Source organism: Gordonia sp. 135 (assembly GCF_009720185.1).
Lineage (GTDB): Bacteria > Actinomycetota > Actinomycetes > Mycobacteriales > Mycobacteriaceae > Gordonia > Gordonia alkanivorans.
Genome location: NZ_CP046257.1, coordinates 1,514,486 through 1,530,396, shown reverse-complemented (window position 1 = coordinate 1,530,396; position 15,911 = coordinate 1,514,486). Strand labels below are relative to the sequence as shown.

Below are 15,911 nucleotides of genomic sequence, written 5' to 3'. Positions count from 1 at the left end.
GAGCTCTCACACCACAGGGAGCCAAGCGTGTCCTTCGACCTCACCCGCGGCGCGTCACCCGCCCACGGCTCGGTCGTTCCCGGATCGGTGGTCGCCGGGCATCGCATCGAGCGGGTGCTCCGTGAGTACGAGGTCGGCACGACCTGTCGCGCGATCCCGGTGCCGCCGGTTCCTCCTCCCGCGGGCCGACCGGAACCCGACCCGGTCGTCCTCACCGTCATCGACCGCGCACGTTCGACGGATGCGCGGTTCCGCAACTGGTTCGCCCACTCCAATGAATTGGTCTCGGGCATCAGGCATCCCGCGATCGCCCGGATCGCCGGGCACGGTCTCACCGACGGCCGGCTGTGGGTCGCCACCGCGCCGATACCCACCACCGACGCCGCGGATCTGATCCGACGCCACGCGAACGGTGTCGACATCGACCTGGCCGTACGGATCGTCGCCGCGGTCGGCGAGGCACTCGACGCCGCCCACCGTCGAAGGCTCGTGCACGGCGGAGTCACCACCGCCGACATCCTGATCACGACCCGCAGAGACCCCGCCGCCGAGATCACCGCATCCGACCTCACCGACCCCGGTGCGGTCACACTCCGCGGCTTCGGCCTGACACCACCCGCGCCCGGGGAGACCACCCCGCACCCGGACTCCGACGTGGCCGCCCTCGGCCGCACGCTCGTCGAACTCCTGACCGGGACCACATCGGTTGCCCGGCACCGGATCTCCGGCGCGGTGTCCCCCGCCTTCCATTCCGTCCTGGCGCGGGCCCTCGATCCCCGGCCCGACCACCGTTATCGAACCTGCGCCGAGTTCGTCCGGGCCGCCGACCTCGCCCTCCACCTCACCCACACCGACGGGGAGCCACCGACCGAGAAGATCGACTCGCCACCGCGCGTCTTCCAACCCGCCGGCAATGCCGACCGGCTGACCGAGCTCGTCGCCGGCCGCCCCGAGGATCGTCGCCTGGATGTCGAGTCACGTCCTGTCCGGCCGCCAACCCGGTCTGCCGCCGCGCGACGACACCGGAATCTCACACCGATCCTGGTGGCGCTCGTCGTGGTCTCGGTCTGTGTGGGCGCCGTGATCGTCCTCGGCGCGCGCAACGCGCCACCACCGTGGCCGGCGTCGGTCGGACCGATCGCCGACGCGTTCCCGCGACTGCTGCCCGACTCCCCCGATCAGCAGGGCTGGCGGGATGCGTCCTGCCAGGCCACGTTCCGCGACGGCCTCGACGCCATCTCCTGCTCCGACGCCGAGCAGGTCACCTACGTCGTCTGGCACACGGCCACCCCCGGCGCACGGAACAGCGTCACCGCACCGCTCAAGGGTTATCCGGGTGACGAGATCCAGTGGCGGGACGGTCCCGCGTCGTCGAGCCGCGACAGCCTCGCCGACGGCTGGGTGGTCACCAACTTCGTCGAGCCGGTGCGCGAGCCGTACACGGTGATCACCACGTGGCCGGGCCATTCCGGCCGGCAGATCCTCGACGCCTGGTGGCGATCCGCACCACTCGGGTGACCGGCGCCCGGTTCGGCAACGATCCTCAACGACCCCGCAGGGCGTCGATCCGTTCGGCCACCTGCAGCGCGGTCGACGGCCGGCTCCCGGCCAGCGCCAGACAGTTGGCGATCAGTGTGCGCTCGTCACGATCGAGCTTCTCCGACAGCGCAGGTGGGGTCGACAGGGCGGCTCGGATCGCCAGCAGCGGCTGGGCGTCGGGCACCTCGCCATACACCCCTTCGTCGGTGAGAGCACGGTGCAGACACGCACCGAGAGACCAGATGTCGGTCGCGCGGGACGGCACGTCACCGGCCAGAAGTGCCGGGTCCATGTACTGCACGGCGCCCGGCTGGGCGAAACTGGTGATCGGCTCCTCGGCCGCGAGCACCCGGGCGAGACCGAGATCGGAGATCTTCCCGCCGGTCTCGGTCACCATGATGCTCGACGGGGTGATGTTGGCGTGGGCGATCCCGGCCTCGTGCAGGGCGTCGACGCCGCGCGCCGCGTCGGCGACCGCGGCCAGGCGTTCGTCCCGGCTGAGGGGACGCGCCGGCGTTCCGAGCGAGCCCATCGGGAAGTACTCCATCGCATACATGAACTGGCCCTGGAGGACCGCGTCGTACAGACCGGCCAGATAGGGCGAGGCGACCGCGGCGAACGCCCGGAGTTCGCGCACGCCGCGACGGTAGGCGTCGTCGCTGCACACCCCGCTGAAGACCTTGACCACCACGCGATCGGCCGCCAGGCCGAGACGTGCAGGAGGCACCGCGAGGTAGAAGGTTCCGTTGCCGCCGACTCCGAGCTTCTGGAGCACGGTGAAATCCGCAAGCTGTTGCGGGATCTCGACAGTGGCCATGTCAGTGCCTCTCTGGTGATGACGTGGTGTGAGTGGTACCGGCGTTCGGCGTGGGATCGGTCGATGCCGTCGCCTCGGCGTACAGCGTGGTCATCCGGTCCCCCAGTGCTTCTTCGCTGGTCTCGGTGTGGTCGACGACGATCACGGGCGTGTCCGGACCACGCCCGTGGGTGGGGTCGTCGGCGGCGGCAACGGTGAAGGCGGCGTCCTCGCCGCGGTGACGCTTCGGCTCGACCAGGGAGACCCGGACACCGCGATCGATCACGGGCCGCAGGTCGGCGAGCCAGCGCCGCCGTGAACCGGTGGACACGATCGTGAGGGACCTCGACCCGAACAACGCCAGACCGGCTCCCACCACGGCGGCGGTCCGACCGCTGCGGCTGTCGGCGACCACGCAGGTGATGACGCTGCGGCTGGGTGCCGCACCGGCCGCGGCGTTCTCGTCGACGATCGCCACCGGCGCAGCGCGCAACATCTCGCCGAGTTCGCGGTCGGCGGCGTCGATGACGATCACGTCGGCGTTGGCGTTGCGGGTCATCGCGTCGAGGTCGCTGGCCGGGTCGGAGCCGAAGCGGCACAGGACCGACACCGATCCGGCTCCGCTCAGCGAGGCACCGAGCAGGTTCAGCTTCTCCACGGCCGAGGCCATGGCCGCGAAGTCGGGCACCACCGGCACGCCGACCTCGAGGCGTTTGGCCGGGTTGTCCGTCGTGGTGAGCAGGCCGGCCAGCACGACGTCGTAACCCGTTGTGCAGTCGAACAATCGACGGTGTCGAGCGCGCAGGTCCTCGACCGTGCCATCGGGGTCGCGCAACACCACCAGCACCCGCGGGGCGGTCGCCGCGGCCAGCGCCCGACGTTCGGCCGCGGCGATGTCGTTGGCCACCACCGTGTCCGGGTAGACGAGCCGCAGCAGTGGTTCGGTCAGCACCGTCGTCACCAGCGCCATCACCACGAGCATCGCGAAGAGGTCGTCACTGAGGACACCGAGATCGCGTCCGGCCGAGAGGATCACCAGCTCGGTGAGTCCGCGGGTGTTCATGAGAACGGCGATGGCCGCGCTCTGCCGTGTGGGGATCGCCGAGACCCGGGCGCCCGCATAGGCGCCGAGGAACTTGCCGGCGATCGCGACGACGAGCACCAGGCCCAGCTGCCACAGCCCCGACAGTCCGATCCCGGCGAGATCGACGCTCAGGCCGGTGACGACGAAGAACATCGGCAGCAACAGCAGCACGCTGACCTGTTCGAGCCGTTCCAGGATCTCGCGATGCAGCTGCTCGGCACCGACCTTCGGCATCACCGCGCCGAACATGAAGGCACCGAAGATCTGGTGGATGCCGATGACGTCGGTCGCCGCCGAGGACAGGAACACGCCGATGAGGATGACCGCCAGGATGTCCGGGGTCAGGCGTCCCGCCGAGTCGCGCCACTCGACCAGCTTGGCCAGCAGCGGGCGCACGATCCCGAACATGATCGCGGCGTACACCAGGGTCATCCCGACGATCTTGGCCACTTCCAGCGGACTGCCGCCCTCGATGATCGCGATGATGAACGCGAGCAGGGTCCAGGCGAGGATGTCGTCGACCGCGGCGGCGGCCAGGCTGAACACCCCGGGGACGGTCCGCATCATCCCGCGGTCGGCGAGGATGCGGGCCAGCACGGGAAACGCGGTGATCGACATCGCGACGCCCATGAACAGGACCATGCCGAGCCGTTCGATCTCGACTCCCCCGACGGTGTCATGCGACGGGTACAGCAGAAGTCCCAGTGCGGCACCGAGTCCGAACGGCAGCACGATCGAGCACGCCGAGATGCTCGCCGCCGCACGCTCACGCCCGCGGGTCAGTCGCATGTCGAGTTCGAGTCCGACGATGAACATGAAGAGCACGAGCCCGATCTGGGCGAGTCCGCCGAGGAGTGGCCGCACCTCTTCGGGGAACAGCCACTGGTCGGGGTTTCCCGGGAGGAGCCCCAGAAGACTCGGCCCAAGGGCGATCCCGGCCGCGATCTCGCCGACGACGGCCGGCTGCCGCACCGCGCGCGCGATCATCCCGCCGATGCGGGCGACCGCGATGATGACCGCGACATCCAGGAGGAGGAACGCGACCGTGTGCTTGTCCATCTCAGATCCCGGCTGTCTCAGATGCGCGCATGATGCGACTCGAAGATGAAGTGGCGTCCTCCGATTCGTACGTGCGACCCCGGGACCAGGACATGCGGACGGTGCGGGAGCAGGCGCACCTCCCGGTTACCGCTGCTCGGGTCGGCGACGAACGTGCCGTTCGCCGAGCCGAGGTCGACGAGCTGAACGGTCCACTCGACCAAGCGGATCTCGACGTGGCGACGCGAGAGCTGTCCCGTCTCGTCCTGCACGCGAATCGGTTTCGGGGAACCTACCCGTCCTCCGCCGGAGGATCCGGGTTCACGACCGATGACCAGGTCCTCGTCGAGCAGGAAGGTGAAACCGTTGTCGAGCAACAGCCAACCCAGCGGCGGGCGCTCCCCCTCGACCAGGAATGTCGTCAGCTGATCCATCCGGATGCCGCAGACACCGCACAACCAGGATTGCGGGTGGTTGAGATGTCCGCGCGAGCATCGGATGCCGTGCACCTTCGCCCGCGACGCCTCGATCTTCACGACCTCGGTCGCGGGACGCTGATGTTCTTCCTTCGGCAGCGGGGCGCGCGGTTCGAGGGGTTCGGCGAGCGGGTTCGGTCGAGCAGCGGGTGCGACCGGCATCGGGTCCGTCGGGAGCGGCTCACCCGGCTCCGGCTGTTCTACCGGCGTCCCACCGAGGGGGGTCGACGTGAACGGCAGGGGTTCGGCGACGTCCGGTCGCATCCGCTCGGTCGTACCCATCGGGTCGGGTTCGGGAACAGCCGGTTCAGACGGGGCCGGCGCAGGCGGGGTGGGCGGCGCGGACCGAGACGGGAAGTCGGCGAACGAGTCAGATGCCGGCTCGGGCTCCGGCTCGGGCTCGGGCTCGGGCCCGGGTTCCGGCGCCGCGGTCTGCGTAGCCGCGGGCAGCGGGTGGAATTCGGTGCCGCGCAATCCGAGCGGCGTGTGCAGCAACGTCCCGGAGGCGGGCACGACACCGTCGACGAGGTCGAACCGTTCCTCCCCGACCTCGGCCGGGACGGAGCCCTCGAGGTACAGGCCGAGCCCCTCGAAGGGCCACGGGATCGCCTTGTCGTAGGCGTCGCCGGGTGGCGGTTCGATCCGTTTGCCGTCGGTCTCGCCGTAGACCCTCCCCGACATGAAGATCGCGATCCCCACGTTGTCCGGCGCGGCGAAGGCGATGTCGATCTGCTCATCGGCCGTTAGCACGAGCTGCGCCAGTGCGCGGACGAGATGGCGGCCGCGCCGGGGTGCCGAATCCGGTACGGACACTGCGGATTCGATGTCGAGCAGGTCCGTGATGAACGCGGCGGGCACCGTGTCGGAGATCAGGCAGAGGAACGCCGGCTTGCGGATCACGATCCCGGCGCCGGGGATCAGCGTCACCGTCGGGGTCACGCTCGGGATGTCACCCGGAATGGTCACAGGAACCGGCCTCCTCGGAATCGCCAGTGCGGGAAGACCGCTCGCAACGGGCCGTTGACCGCGACCCACACCAGCAGCCAGGTGGTGAGGAACTGGACCGTGAACACGAACGGCGACGGCCGCAGTTCCTCCGGCAGCAGACCCGTCCCGTCCACGACGAGCCACACCACGACGCCCTCGTTGATCGCGGTGAGCAGACCGAACAGGGTGGGCCAGTCCTTCTCCCAGCGGAACTGCTGCAGGAAGTGGTAGACGAACTCCCAGGCGACGCCGAGCACGATGACGGTGAACAACACCGTGAACGCGACGCGGTAGACCTCGACGACGGTGGGGTCACCCGACGAGATCAACCACAGGAACGGCACCAGGACGATGGTCCACGCCCCACCGAGGATGCCGAGCACCAGCACGCGGGTCTGGATCCGCCCCCACAGGGTGGGCAGCATCAGTCGACTCCCTTGTTGTTCATCCACCGCCACCACTGGGCGGTCGAGCGCCACGGTGTGAGTCGTTTGCAGAAACCCTGCCGCGCGAGGTCGTCGACGATCTCGAGAGCGGCGATCTGCAGACCGAGGAAGGTGTCGACACCCGGGAAGTACCCGCCGAGCGTCGCGCTGCCCGATGCGTACAGCTTCCCGTCGCCGTTGCGGGTGCCCTTCAGCTCGAAGTCGCGTTCGACGTCCATCCGGCCGACCGGGTTGATCCCCGCCCCGGTGTGGTCGAGAAGGTCGCGCAGCAAGCGGTGTTCGCGCACGTCGGCCTCGAGTCCGGTGCAGTCGATGACGTAGTCGGCGTACAGCTCGAAGGTGCCGTCCGGCCGGTGCTCCTGCCTGATGGGGGCGTGCGGGTCGACGCGAACCGTCGTCACCACCCCCTGGCCGCCCGGCCCGGGTACCAGGCGCTCGGCCTTGCCGACCGCGGCGCGGTACCACCCTTCGCGGCGGCCGCGCGCGAGCTGTTCCTGCCAGTCGTCGCGGACCGGGGTGTTGGTACCGCCCATCTGTTTGTACGCCTCGGCACGGTCGTGGCCCTCGAGTTTGCGGATGCGCGCTTTGAGCTGACCGCCCCACACCGATTTCGGGTAGTTGAATCCCTGGTAGGCCCAGCCGTCTTTGCCCTTGCGCCGCATGAAGATGTGCGGGCCGTGCGGTTTGTCGTAGTACGTGCGGAACAGGTGCACGATCTGCGTCTGCAGGCCGAGCGCGTCGCGGTCGTCGATGAGGCGTTGCAGCACACGGGATGCGACGATCCCGGCGCCGCGGATCAGGACGGTGCCCGGCTTGCGCTGCAGCGACTGGTAGACGTGTTCGTGGGATTCGTAGGCGTTGACGACCTTGCTGGCATCGCGATAGGTCTCGCGGAAAGCCTGCAGGTCCGGCAGCAGTTTGATCCCCGGATACCCGATGGCCACGTGCACCCAGCGACTGCGGAACGCCACCCGTTTGGTCGGCGAACTCCCCTGTGGCGGTGTGAGGATCGTGAAGTAACCGCCGCCCGCGCGGCGTCGGATCATGCGCACCTGCCCGCGGCGCAGGCAGTTCAGGTAGCCGATGCGGTGGCACTCCTTCTCCATCGACTCGAACGCCTGCCCCGCCTTCGGGGTGTAGTAGTTCGCGAAGATGGGTTCCACCAGGACGTTCCAGAGCGGTTTGAACTTCCTGTCGGCCCACGCCTCACGGACCGCATAGGACGGAAACCCCCAGATGTTGTCCGGTGTCGACGCCGAGTCCGACCGGAGCCGTTCGCCGCGCGGGATCTGCGACACCCGGGTCAGGTACTCGTAGCTGTGCCACGGCACGTCCTGCGGACCGAGGACCGCGATCTGCTCGAGCGGGACACCACAGATCCGCAGATAGTCGACGGTCACGAAGGAACCGATCCCCGAGCCGACGGTGACGAACGGGACGTCGACGATCGGGATGCCCGCCGCCTCCACCATCGCCTCGGTCCAGACGTCGGTGTCGACGAGTTCCGGGGTGAGATCACCGAGGCCGCCGGGGACGGGCCGCGCGGCGCGCCGGGGCGGGACCGTTCCCGGCATCCGGGGCGGATCGGGTACGCGGGGGCCCGGCGGGAACTGACCCGGGGCGGGGAATCGCGTCGGTCCCTGCGGGGGTCGGCTCACCGGCGTCCCCGGACGGATGCGCGCGCACCGGGACCCGGTTTGCTCGGCGCGTACGGGACACGACGGGACATCGCTGGTTCCTCCGATGAGGTCGGGTGGCACGGGATCGTGCGGTAACTCTAGCGCGCGAAGCGGTCCGGAACGGTGTGAAACCAACCGATCGAATTACGGCCGTCTCGGCTGGTCAGCGGGTGAACCGGACATGGTCCGGCGCGCCCCGCGAACCCGCCCCGACCACGGAACGTGACATTGAGTGTTGACAAATAGCGGAGCGTCGAAATACGTTCGGATCATCCGCTGTGGCCGCCCTCACGCGGCCCGGCCCACCTCGAAGGACGCGACGATGACCAAAGCATTGACGAATCCGAACTCCGTTCACACCGCCGGCGACGGCCCGGCACGCTACGTTCCCGAACACGACAAAACGGGCAGCGAGCAGGACTACGGACAGGTGCTCGACGACCTGTCCTCGGCCTCGGTCCACCGGAATTTCGATCCCTACGTGGACATCGACTGGGACGCGCCGCACATGGCGATCACGGAGAACGATCCGCGCTGGATACTCTCCTACGAGGTCGACCCGATCGGGCGACATCCCTGGTACCAGCAACTCCCGGAGAGCAAGCAGATCGAGATCGGCATGTGGCGTCAGGCCAACGTCGCCAAGGTCGGCCTGCAGTTCGAGTCCGTGCTCATCCGCGGCCTGATGCAGTACAGCTTCAAGCTCCCCAACGGCGCACGCGAATTCCGGTACACCACGCACGAATCCAAGGAGGAGTGCAACCACACCCTGATGTTCCAGGAGTTCGTGAACCGCGTGGGCATGGACGTTCCCGGCGCGAAGGTCGGGTACCGACTGATCTCGCCGTTCGTCCCACTGGTCTCGACGGTCTTCCCGATCGTGTTCTTCTTCGGCGTACTCGGCGGCGAAGAGCCGATCGACCACATCCAGAAGGACTTCCTGCGGACCCGCGCCCGCCTGCACCCGACGATGGCCGCGGTGATGCAGCTGCACGTCGCCGAGGAAGCACGGCACATCTCGTTCGCCCACCACTTCATCCGCGAACAGGTCCCACAGCGCAACCGCTTCCAGCGTTTCCTGCTGTCGCTCATGCTGCCGCTGACCATGCGCACCCTGTGCAGCGCGATCGTGGTTCCGCCGCGTTCCTTCGCCAAGGAATTCGACGTCCCGCGCGAGGTCATGAAGGACATCTTCTGGCGATCCGAGGAGTCGAAGCGCTTCCTGCGCAACGTCTTCGGCGACGTCCGTATGCTCGCCGACCAGAGCGGGCTGATGAACCCGGTGTCGCGCCTGCTGTGGCGCGTGCTCGGGATCAGCGGCCGCCCTTCGCGTTTCCGTAGCGAGCCGACCTACACGGCCGCCTGACCCGCCGGCGGAGATCCGCCCCTCACACACAGGTAGCGAACCGACCTCATGCCTCACGTCGTCACTCAGGCGTGCTGCGGCGACGCGTCGTGCGTCTACGCATGCCCCGTCAACTGCATCCACCCCACCCCGGAAGAGCCGGATTTCGGCATCGCCGAGATGCTCTACATCGACCCGGCGACCTGCGTCGACTGTGGTGCGTGCGTCAGCGCCTGCCCCGTCGGCGCCATCGTTCCCGGTCACCGCCTGCCCGCGGGGCAGGAGCGATTCGCCGAGGTCAACGCCTCGCAGTACCGCGAAACCGTCGACGGTGCAGCACGTTTCCCCGTCGATCCCGCACGCCGGCTCCCGCTCGCCCCGATCGACCGGCCGCGTCAGCTGGCAGTCGAGGAGAAGGTGTCGATCGGCATCGTCGGATCGGGCCCGTCGGCGATGTACGCCGCGGACGAACTGCTGCGGCATCCCCAGGTCTCGGTGACGATGTACGAGCGTCTCGACCGGCCCTTCGGCCTCGCGCGCTTCGGCGTCGCCCCGGACCATCTGCACACCCGCAAGGTGATGCGCCTGTTCGACGACATCGCACGCAACCCGAACCTGGAGATCCTCCTCGACACCGAGGTGGGTCGCGACATCACGCTCGACGACCTGCGGTCCCGCCACCAGGGCGTCATCTGGGCCGGCGGCGCCCCCACCGACAAGACACTGGACCTGCCGGGGATCGGCCAGGCAGGAGTCACCAGCGCCACGTCTTTCGTCGGCTGGTACAACGGCCATCCGGATTTCACCGACCTCGACGTCGACCTGTCCACCGACCGCGTGGTGGTCGTCGGCAACGGCAACGTCGCTCTCGACGTCGCACGCATCCTCGTCGCCGACCCGGCTGCACTCGTCGACACGTCCATCTCGCCGGCCGCGCTGGCCGCCCTGAAGGAGTCGTCGGTGCGCGAGGTGGTCGTGCTGGGACGACGCGGACCCGCCCATGCCGCGTTCACACTGCCCGAACTGATCGGCCTGGTGGATTCGGGCGTGGCGGTGACCGTCGATCCCGCCGATCTCCGATCCGCCCAGGTGGACGGCGAACTCGACGCCACCATTCGCGCCAAGCTCGACATCCTCGCCGAATGCGCCGCCGCCGGCGAACCCGAGGGTCGTCGTATCCGGTTGGCGTTCTTCTGTTCTCCGCTCGAAGTGTCCGGCGAGGACGGACGCGCGACCGGCGTCGTCGTGGGCCGAAACCGGCTGACGGTCGACGATGCGGGTGTCGTCACCGGAATCGAACCCACCGGTGAGATCACCACCCTCGACGCCGGCCTCGTGCTGACCTCGGTCGGTTACCGCGGCGTCGCCGTGCCGGGTTTGCCCTTCGACGACGCCACAGGTGTCATCCCGCACCGCGCCGGCCGGGTGATGGACGGCGAGCAGCCGGTGCCCGGCGTGTACGTGACCGGCTGGATCAAGCGCGGACCGTCCGGCTTCATCGGGACCAACAAGACCGACTCCGCGGAAACCGTGGCGTCGTTGCTCGCCGATCTCGAAACCGGTGCGCTCTCGGATAGATTGATCGACCATGGGGCCCGCGTACCAGCGCACCACCGTGCGCGCCGATTTGTCCGCTCTTCCGGCCGACCTCGCGGCGGCGTTGCGTGATCATGCCGAGTCGCGCCAACTGACCATCACCGACGATCTGCCCGCCTGGAGCACCCGGAGCATCAACCCACCTGCCTCGTCCACGATCGGCAGACTGCTCGGCCGGCGCGCGAACCCCGTCGACCCCGACTCGGAGAACCAGACGCTCGTTGTCCTGCATCCGACGCACCTGCTGATCGTCAACTCCGGGGCGAAGCGCGGGATCTCGGCACTGTCGGTACCGCTGGGGATCGCCTCGATCGGGACGCCGGAATCCCCGGACGGGTTCGCGGTGACCGGCTTCGCCGGCGAGAGCGGTCGTCCGGGCAGCTACTACCTGGGCGTCGGCGAACCGCAGGGCGAGGAATGCCGGGAAGCGGTGCGTGCGGCGATCGTGGCCGCGAAGAACCCGTGAGCAGCCCTGTTCAGACCCGTGGCCGCTCCCGGCCGTCCATCGGAATCGCATTGGCGCTGTTCTCGTCGGCGTGCTTCGCCATCTCCGGGGTCCTGGCGCGGGCGATGATCGAATCCGGGTGGTCGGCGGGAGCGACCGTGACCGTGCGCATCGCGGTGGGCGCCGCCGTGCTGGCGATTCCCGGGTTGGTGGCCTTCCGTGACCGGCAGCCACTCTTGCCGCCGCCACCGCAACCCGGCCACCGATCCGGGTGGGTCGTGATCGCCTACGGACTGCTCGCCGTCGCGGGGTGCCAGCTGGCCTACTTCTATGCCGTGACCTACCTGCAGGTCGGGGTGGCGCTGCTGATCGAGTACACCGCACCGGTCGCGGTGCTGGTGTGGATGTGGTTGCGGCACGCTCAGCGACCCACCCGCGTCACCGTGTTCGGCGCCGCTCTCGCGCTCGCCGGCCTCGCCCTGGTCCTCGACCTGACCGGGGAGGTCTCGATCAGCGTGGTGGGCGTCCTGTGGGCTCTGGCCGCCATGGTGGGCGCCGCCGCCTACTTCGTGATCTCCGCCGACGAACGAACCGGCCTGCCGCCTCTCGCACTCGCGGCCGGCGGCCTCGTGATCGGTGCGATCACGCTCGCCACGGCCGGGCTCGTCGGAGCGCTGCCGATGACGGCGTCGACCTCGGCGGTCCGCATCGGCGACCTCTCGCTGCCCTGGTGGGCTCCCCTGCTGATGCTGGGTGTCGTGTCGGCCGCGATGGCGTACGCCTTCGGGATCGCGGCCGGCCGGATACTCGGCGCCCGGGTGATGTCGTTCGTCGCCCTGTCCGAGGTGTTGTTCGCGGTGCTGTTCGCCTTGCTCGCCCTCGACGAACTCCCGGCACCGATCCAGCTGCTCGGCGGTCTGCTGATCGTCGCCGGTGTCGTGTTCGTCCGATTGGGCGAGGCACCCTGAACCCGGACTCCAGACCTTGGATCACCGCGGCTCGATATCGGATGACGTTGTGCGCGTTCCGCATAGGCGCCGTGAACCGACCCCGTTCCGAAGGATGTGTCGCACGTCGCATCACGCACGAGTAGTCTTGCGGCCCATGTGGGGGAGGAACCACGCGTGACGGGGATGTTCTCGAGGTTTGACTACACCGACGCCGCGCTGACCACCGGGGAACGCTTTCTGGACCTCGTCGAGGGGGTCGACGAGCCGGAGACGCGTGTGCCGCACACACCGGGCTGGACGCTGGTCGACTGTCTGGGTCACGTCGCCCTGGCACCGACGCGATTTCTGGCGCTCGCGCGCGGTGAGGGGGAATGGTGTCGTCAGGCGATCGACGTCCCGGACTTCAACGCGAAACAGATCGCGAATCTGCCGACCCGTGAGGTCTCGGCTCTCGCCCGCCAGCTGAGAGAAGACCTCGACACGCTGGTCGACGCCGTCTCGCACTTCAACGCGCAGGTCCCGAAGATGCGATTCGACGGTGACCGGCACATCCGGGCCGACGCCGCGCTGGGCATCCTCATCGGCGAGTTCGTGGTGCACGGCTACGACGTCGCGCGTGCGGTGGGTGCCCGCTGGTGGGTCGAGCCCGAGGTGGTGCTGATGATCATCCGCGGACGACAGCAGATACTGCCCAGCTGGGTGGACACGACGGCGGCGGTCGGACACCAGGCCACCTACGACATCCGGCTGCGGGGATGTTCGGAACGCTATGTCTACGAGTTCACCGACGGTGAACTGATCATCAACCCCGACCAGCCCCGACGCCCCGACGTCCACATCAGCGTCGACCCGACTGCCGCACTGCTGACCGGCTACGGCCGAATCTCACCCACCTGGGCCGCGCTGACCGGCCGGGCCTTCGCATGGGGAAGCAAGCCGTGGCTTGCGCCACGGCTTGCTCAGAAGTTCTTACCCGCCTGACTCAGCGGCTGGTCGGCGAACCGGCCGGACGGCTGGAGGAACGACGCCCGCCCTGTGCACGTCCACCGGCACGATGCTGGTCACCGGTGCGGGGCTGACCCGCCGAGCGACCCTGCCCTGCCGAGCGCGACTGTCCTGCCGAACGGGACTGACCGGCCGAGCGACCGTCGGTGGAACGCTGTCCACCCGAGCGGTGCGACGATCCGGTGCCACCGGTACGCGACTCGCCGCCCTGACCGCGTGCGCCGCCACGGCTCTCACCGCGACCAGCACTGTTGCCACGGCCTTCGCCGCGAGCGCGTCCCGGGCGTCCGCCGCCACGGCGACCACCCTGGGAACGACCACCCTGCGAACCACCGCGCTGGCCGCCACGAGCGGCTTCGGCAGCCGCACGCTCGGCAGCGGAGACGCGGGGTGCACGCTCGCCGACGAGCTCGTCGACGGCGCCGGCCTTGGCGTCGACCTGCTTCGGGGTGACCTTGATCTTGGCCTTGCGCAGCAGCTGCGAGACCTCACGACGCTGCTCCGGCAGGCACACTGTGACGACGTCACCGGAGCTGCCCGCACGCGCGGTGCGGCCCGAGCGGTGCAGGTATGCCTTGTGCTCGGCGGGCGGATCCACGTGGACGACCAGCTCGATGCCGTCGACGTGCACACCGCGGGCGGCGACGTCGGTGGCCACCAGCACGCGGACGTCTCCCTCACCGAAGGCGGCGAGGTTGCGGTCGCGCTGGGCCTGGCTGAGGTTGCCGTGCAGATCGACTGCCGGGATGCCCTGTTCGCTCAGCTTCTTGGCGAGCTTCTTGGCCTGATGCTTGGTGCGCATGAACAGGATTCGACGACCGGCGCCGGACGCGAGTTCGGCGACGAGGTCGGCCTTGCCCGCGGACGACACCTCGAAGACGTGGTGGGTCATGGCGGCGACCGGCGACTCGGCGGAGTCGACCGAGTGCAGGACCGGATTGTCGAGGAAGCGCTTGGCCAGCTTGTCGACGCCGTTGTCCAGGGTTGCCGAGAACAGCATCCGCTGGCCCTCCGCCGGGGTGGCGGCGAGGAGCTTGGTGACGACCGGGAGGAAGCCGAGGTCGGCCATGTGGTCGGCCTCGTCGATGACGGTGATCTCCACCTCGTCGAGCTTCACGATGCCCTGGCGCATCAGGTCTTCGAGGCGTCCCGGGCAGGCGACGACGATGTCGACGCCGCGGCGGAATGCCTGTTCCTGACGGGCCTGCTTGACGCCACCGAAGACGGTGGTGACGGTGAGGCCGACCGCAGCGGCGAGCGGCTCGACGACGGCGGCGATCTGGGTGGCCAGTTCGCGGGTCGGAGCCAGGATGAGGCCGGTCGGTGCACCGACGTAACGCTTGACCTCCATCTCGGCCAGTCCGGCGACCAGCGGGATGGAGAAGGCGAGGGTCTTGCCCGAGCCGGTCTTGCCGCGGCCGAGGACGTCCTTGCCGTCGAGGGTGTCGGGCAGGGTGTCGGCCTGGATCGGGAAGGCGTCGGCCTTGCCCTGCGATGCCAGGACCTCGACCAGTTTGCTTGGCACGCCGAGGGATTCGAAGGAAACCTGGGGGGCGGTGGTGTCGGCGGGAATGGTCTCGACGATCTGGGTTGCAGTTGCCGAGGGGGTCTCGAGGACAGCAGTCATTATGTGAGCGGAGCTCTTCCTGTGCGTGGCACGCGAGCAGGACGGCAGATCACTGCCGAAGGTCGGTGCCGATGGCGAACACGCGGGTACGCGGGCTCGTTCGCCGTATGAAGTCAATGGCAGGCGGTGGACATCTCGAGTGTCCGACCTCGGCGACCACGTTCAGTGGGCCCCGACCTGCGAGAGAAGCGTTCTACGACGCGTTGATGCAACCAATCAGGGTGCAACACTGCGATCGACACTACGCGCCGGTAACGAAAGAAGCGAACCGGTGTGACCGACGTCGCGGTCACCCGCCCCCGCAGACCGGTCAGAACGCCTCACTCAACATGACCGCGACTGTGCCGGGTTCCAGGGCGTCGAAGACATGCTCGACATCGCCGGGGTAACAGATGTAGTCACCGGGACCGAGGACCTCGGCGGCATCGCTGGGCCCGAGGCGGGCGCGACCTGCACTGATGACGACATGTTCGAGGACTCCGCGGGCATGCGGCGCGGACACCCGCGGCTTACCCGGTTCCGCCCGGATGACGTACATGTCGCGTCGAGAACCGGGCGCGGCAGTCGACAGAAGCGTGGCCGAGTAGTCGGCATCGGCGGCCGGGATGACCGGCCCCTCTCCGAAGCGGATCACCTCGACGGTCGGCGCCGGCGAGTCCAGCAGCGCCGAGAACTGCACGCCCAGGGCGGTGGAGAGTGCCCACAACGTCTCTACGCTGGGGTTTCCTTCTCCGGATTCAAGCTGGGACAGCGTCGACTTACCGATTCCTGCACGTCGCGCCAGCTCCGTGAGGGAAAGGCCCGCACGGGTGCGTTCGCGCTTCAGCGACGCGGCGACCAGCTCTTTCGGATTCACCTGCCCGGCATTGTTCATCTAACCGTCCGATCGTCCATCTTG

The 15,911-nt window shown here is 68.7% G+C and carries 13 protein-coding genes; 6 read left to right on the top strand and 7 right to left on the bottom strand.

Annotation, left to right across the window (positions count from 1 at the left end; all coding sequences use genetic code 11):
- Positions 1-27: 27 nt before the first annotated feature.
- On the top strand, positions 28-1,518 hold the full coding sequence (locus GKZ92_RS06995) for a serine/threonine protein kinase (RefSeq protein ID WP_006357842.1): 1,491 nt from the start codon (positions 28-30) through the stop codon (positions 1,516-1,518).
- A 25-nt stretch (positions 1,519-1,543) separates the two neighbouring features.
- Here the strand turns inward: GKZ92_RS06995 and GKZ92_RS06990 are convergent, their stop codons facing one another.
- Genes GKZ92_RS06990 through GKZ92_RS06970 form a run of 5 tightly spaced genes read right to left on the bottom strand, consistent with a single transcriptional unit; the run spans position 1,544 to position 7,940 of the window.
- Positions 1,544-2,356, bottom strand: a complete 813-nt coding sequence (locus GKZ92_RS06990) for a protein kinase domain-containing protein (RefSeq protein WP_006357841.1) — start codon at positions 2,354-2,356, stop codon at positions 1,544-1,546.
- Position 2,357: 1 nt separating this feature from the next.
- Positions 2,358-4,478 (bottom strand): cation:proton antiporter, encoded by a 2,121-nt coding sequence (locus GKZ92_RS06985; protein WP_006357840.1) that lies wholly within the window; start codon positions 4,476-4,478, stop codon positions 2,358-2,360.
- 17 nt (positions 4,479-4,495) lie between these two features.
- The gene (locus GKZ92_RS06980; RefSeq protein WP_006357839.1) at positions 4,496-5,899 is read right to left on the bottom strand and encodes an FHA domain-containing protein; all 1,404 of its coding nucleotides are present in this window, start codon (positions 5,897-5,899) and stop codon (positions 4,496-4,498) included.
- Positions 5,896-6,345 carry a hypothetical protein gene (locus tag GKZ92_RS06975; RefSeq protein WP_006357838.1) on the bottom strand — a complete coding sequence of 150 codons (450 nt, stop codon included), beginning with the start codon at positions 6,343-6,345 and terminating at the stop codon, positions 5,896-5,898. The genes GKZ92_RS06980 and GKZ92_RS06975 overlap by 4 nt, the downstream gene beginning before the upstream one ends.
- Positions 6,345-7,940, bottom strand: coding sequence for a hypothetical protein (locus GKZ92_RS06970; protein ID WP_006357837.1), 1,596 nt, complete (start codon positions 7,938-7,940; stop codon positions 6,345-6,347). Before GKZ92_RS06970 ends, GKZ92_RS06975 begins: the two co-directional genes overlap by 1 nt.
- Positions 7,941-8,367: 427 nt before the next feature.
- Here GKZ92_RS06970 and GKZ92_RS06965 point away from each other — a divergent pair, with 427 nt between their 5' ends.
- The 5 genes from GKZ92_RS06965 to GKZ92_RS06945 all read left to right on the top strand — a co-directional run bounded on the left by GKZ92_RS06965 (position 8,368) and on the right by GKZ92_RS06945 (position 13,362).
- Positions 8,368-9,411, top strand: a complete 1,044-nt coding sequence (locus GKZ92_RS06965) for an AurF N-oxygenase family protein (protein ID WP_006357836.1) — start codon at positions 8,368-8,370, stop codon at positions 9,409-9,411.
- A 48-nt stretch (positions 9,412-9,459) separates the two neighbouring features.
- On the top strand, positions 9,460-11,058 hold the full coding sequence (locus GKZ92_RS06960) for a 4Fe-4S binding protein (RefSeq protein WP_006357835.1): 1,599 nt from the start codon (positions 9,460-9,462) through the stop codon (positions 11,056-11,058).
- On the top strand, positions 10,979-11,452 hold the full coding sequence (locus GKZ92_RS06955) for a hypothetical protein (protein WP_042375924.1): 474 nt from the start codon (positions 10,979-10,981) through the stop codon (positions 11,450-11,452). Before GKZ92_RS06960 ends, GKZ92_RS06955 begins: the two co-directional genes overlap by 80 nt.
- Positions 11,449-12,399: an EamA family transporter gene (locus tag GKZ92_RS06950; protein ID WP_155225150.1), complete on the top strand. Its 951-nt coding sequence runs from the start codon at positions 11,449-11,451 to the stop codon at positions 12,397-12,399. Before GKZ92_RS06955 ends, GKZ92_RS06950 begins: the two co-directional genes overlap by 4 nt.
- 156 nt (positions 12,400-12,555) lie before the next feature.
- Positions 12,556-13,362: a maleylpyruvate isomerase family mycothiol-dependent enzyme gene (locus GKZ92_RS06945; RefSeq protein ID WP_155225149.1), complete on the top strand. Its 807-nt coding sequence runs from the start codon at positions 12,556-12,558 to the stop codon at positions 13,360-13,362.
- A 1-nt stretch (position 13,363) separates the two neighbouring features.
- On the opposite strand, the gene GKZ92_RS06940 is transcribed toward GKZ92_RS06945, so the two are convergent.
- Positions 13,364-15,013 (bottom strand): DEAD/DEAH box helicase, encoded by a 1,650-nt coding sequence (locus tag GKZ92_RS06940; RefSeq protein WP_052362819.1) that lies wholly within the window; start codon positions 15,011-15,013, stop codon positions 13,364-13,366.
- 310 nt (positions 15,014-15,323) lie between these two features.
- Complete coding sequence (locus tag GKZ92_RS06935) at positions 15,324-15,887, bottom strand: helix-turn-helix domain-containing protein (protein WP_006357830.1); 564 nt, start codon at positions 15,885-15,887, stop codon at positions 15,324-15,326.
- Positions 15,888-15,911: the final 24 nt, after the last annotated feature.

Excerpts from the sequence above, each read along its gene's own strand:
- GKZ92_RS06990 (WP_006357841.1), bottom strand. The coding sequence starts at position 2,356 with ATGGCCACTGTCGAGATCCCGCAACAGCTTGCGGATTTCACCGTGCTC.
- GKZ92_RS06985 (WP_006357840.1), bottom strand. The coding sequence starts at position 4,478 with ATGGACAAGCACACGGTCGCGTTCCTCCTCCTGGATGTCGCGGTCATC.
- GKZ92_RS06975 (WP_006357838.1), bottom strand. The coding sequence starts at position 6,345 with ATGCTGCCCACCCTGTGGGGGCGGATCCAGACCCGCGTGCTGGTGCTC.
- GKZ92_RS06970 (WP_006357837.1), bottom strand. The coding sequence starts at position 7,940 with ATGCCGGGAACGGTCCCGCCCCGGCGCGCCGCGCGGCCCGTCCCCGGC.
- GKZ92_RS06965 (WP_006357836.1), top strand. The coding sequence starts at position 8,368 with ATGACCAAAGCATTGACGAATCCGAACTCCGTTCACACCGCCGGCGAC.
- GKZ92_RS06960 (WP_006357835.1), top strand. The coding sequence starts at position 9,460 with ATGCCTCACGTCGTCACTCAGGCGTGCTGCGGCGACGCGTCGTGCGTC.
- GKZ92_RS06955 (WP_042375924.1), top strand. The coding sequence starts at position 10,979 with ATGGGGCCCGCGTACCAGCGCACCACCGTGCGCGCCGATTTGTCCGCT.
- GKZ92_RS06940 (WP_052362819.1), bottom strand. The coding sequence starts at position 15,013 with ATGACTGCTGTCCTCGAGACCCCCTCGGCAACTGCAACCCAGATCGTC.
- GKZ92_RS06935 (WP_006357830.1), bottom strand. The coding sequence starts at position 15,887 with ATGAACAATGCCGGGCAGGTGAATCCGAAAGAGCTGGTCGCCGCGTCG.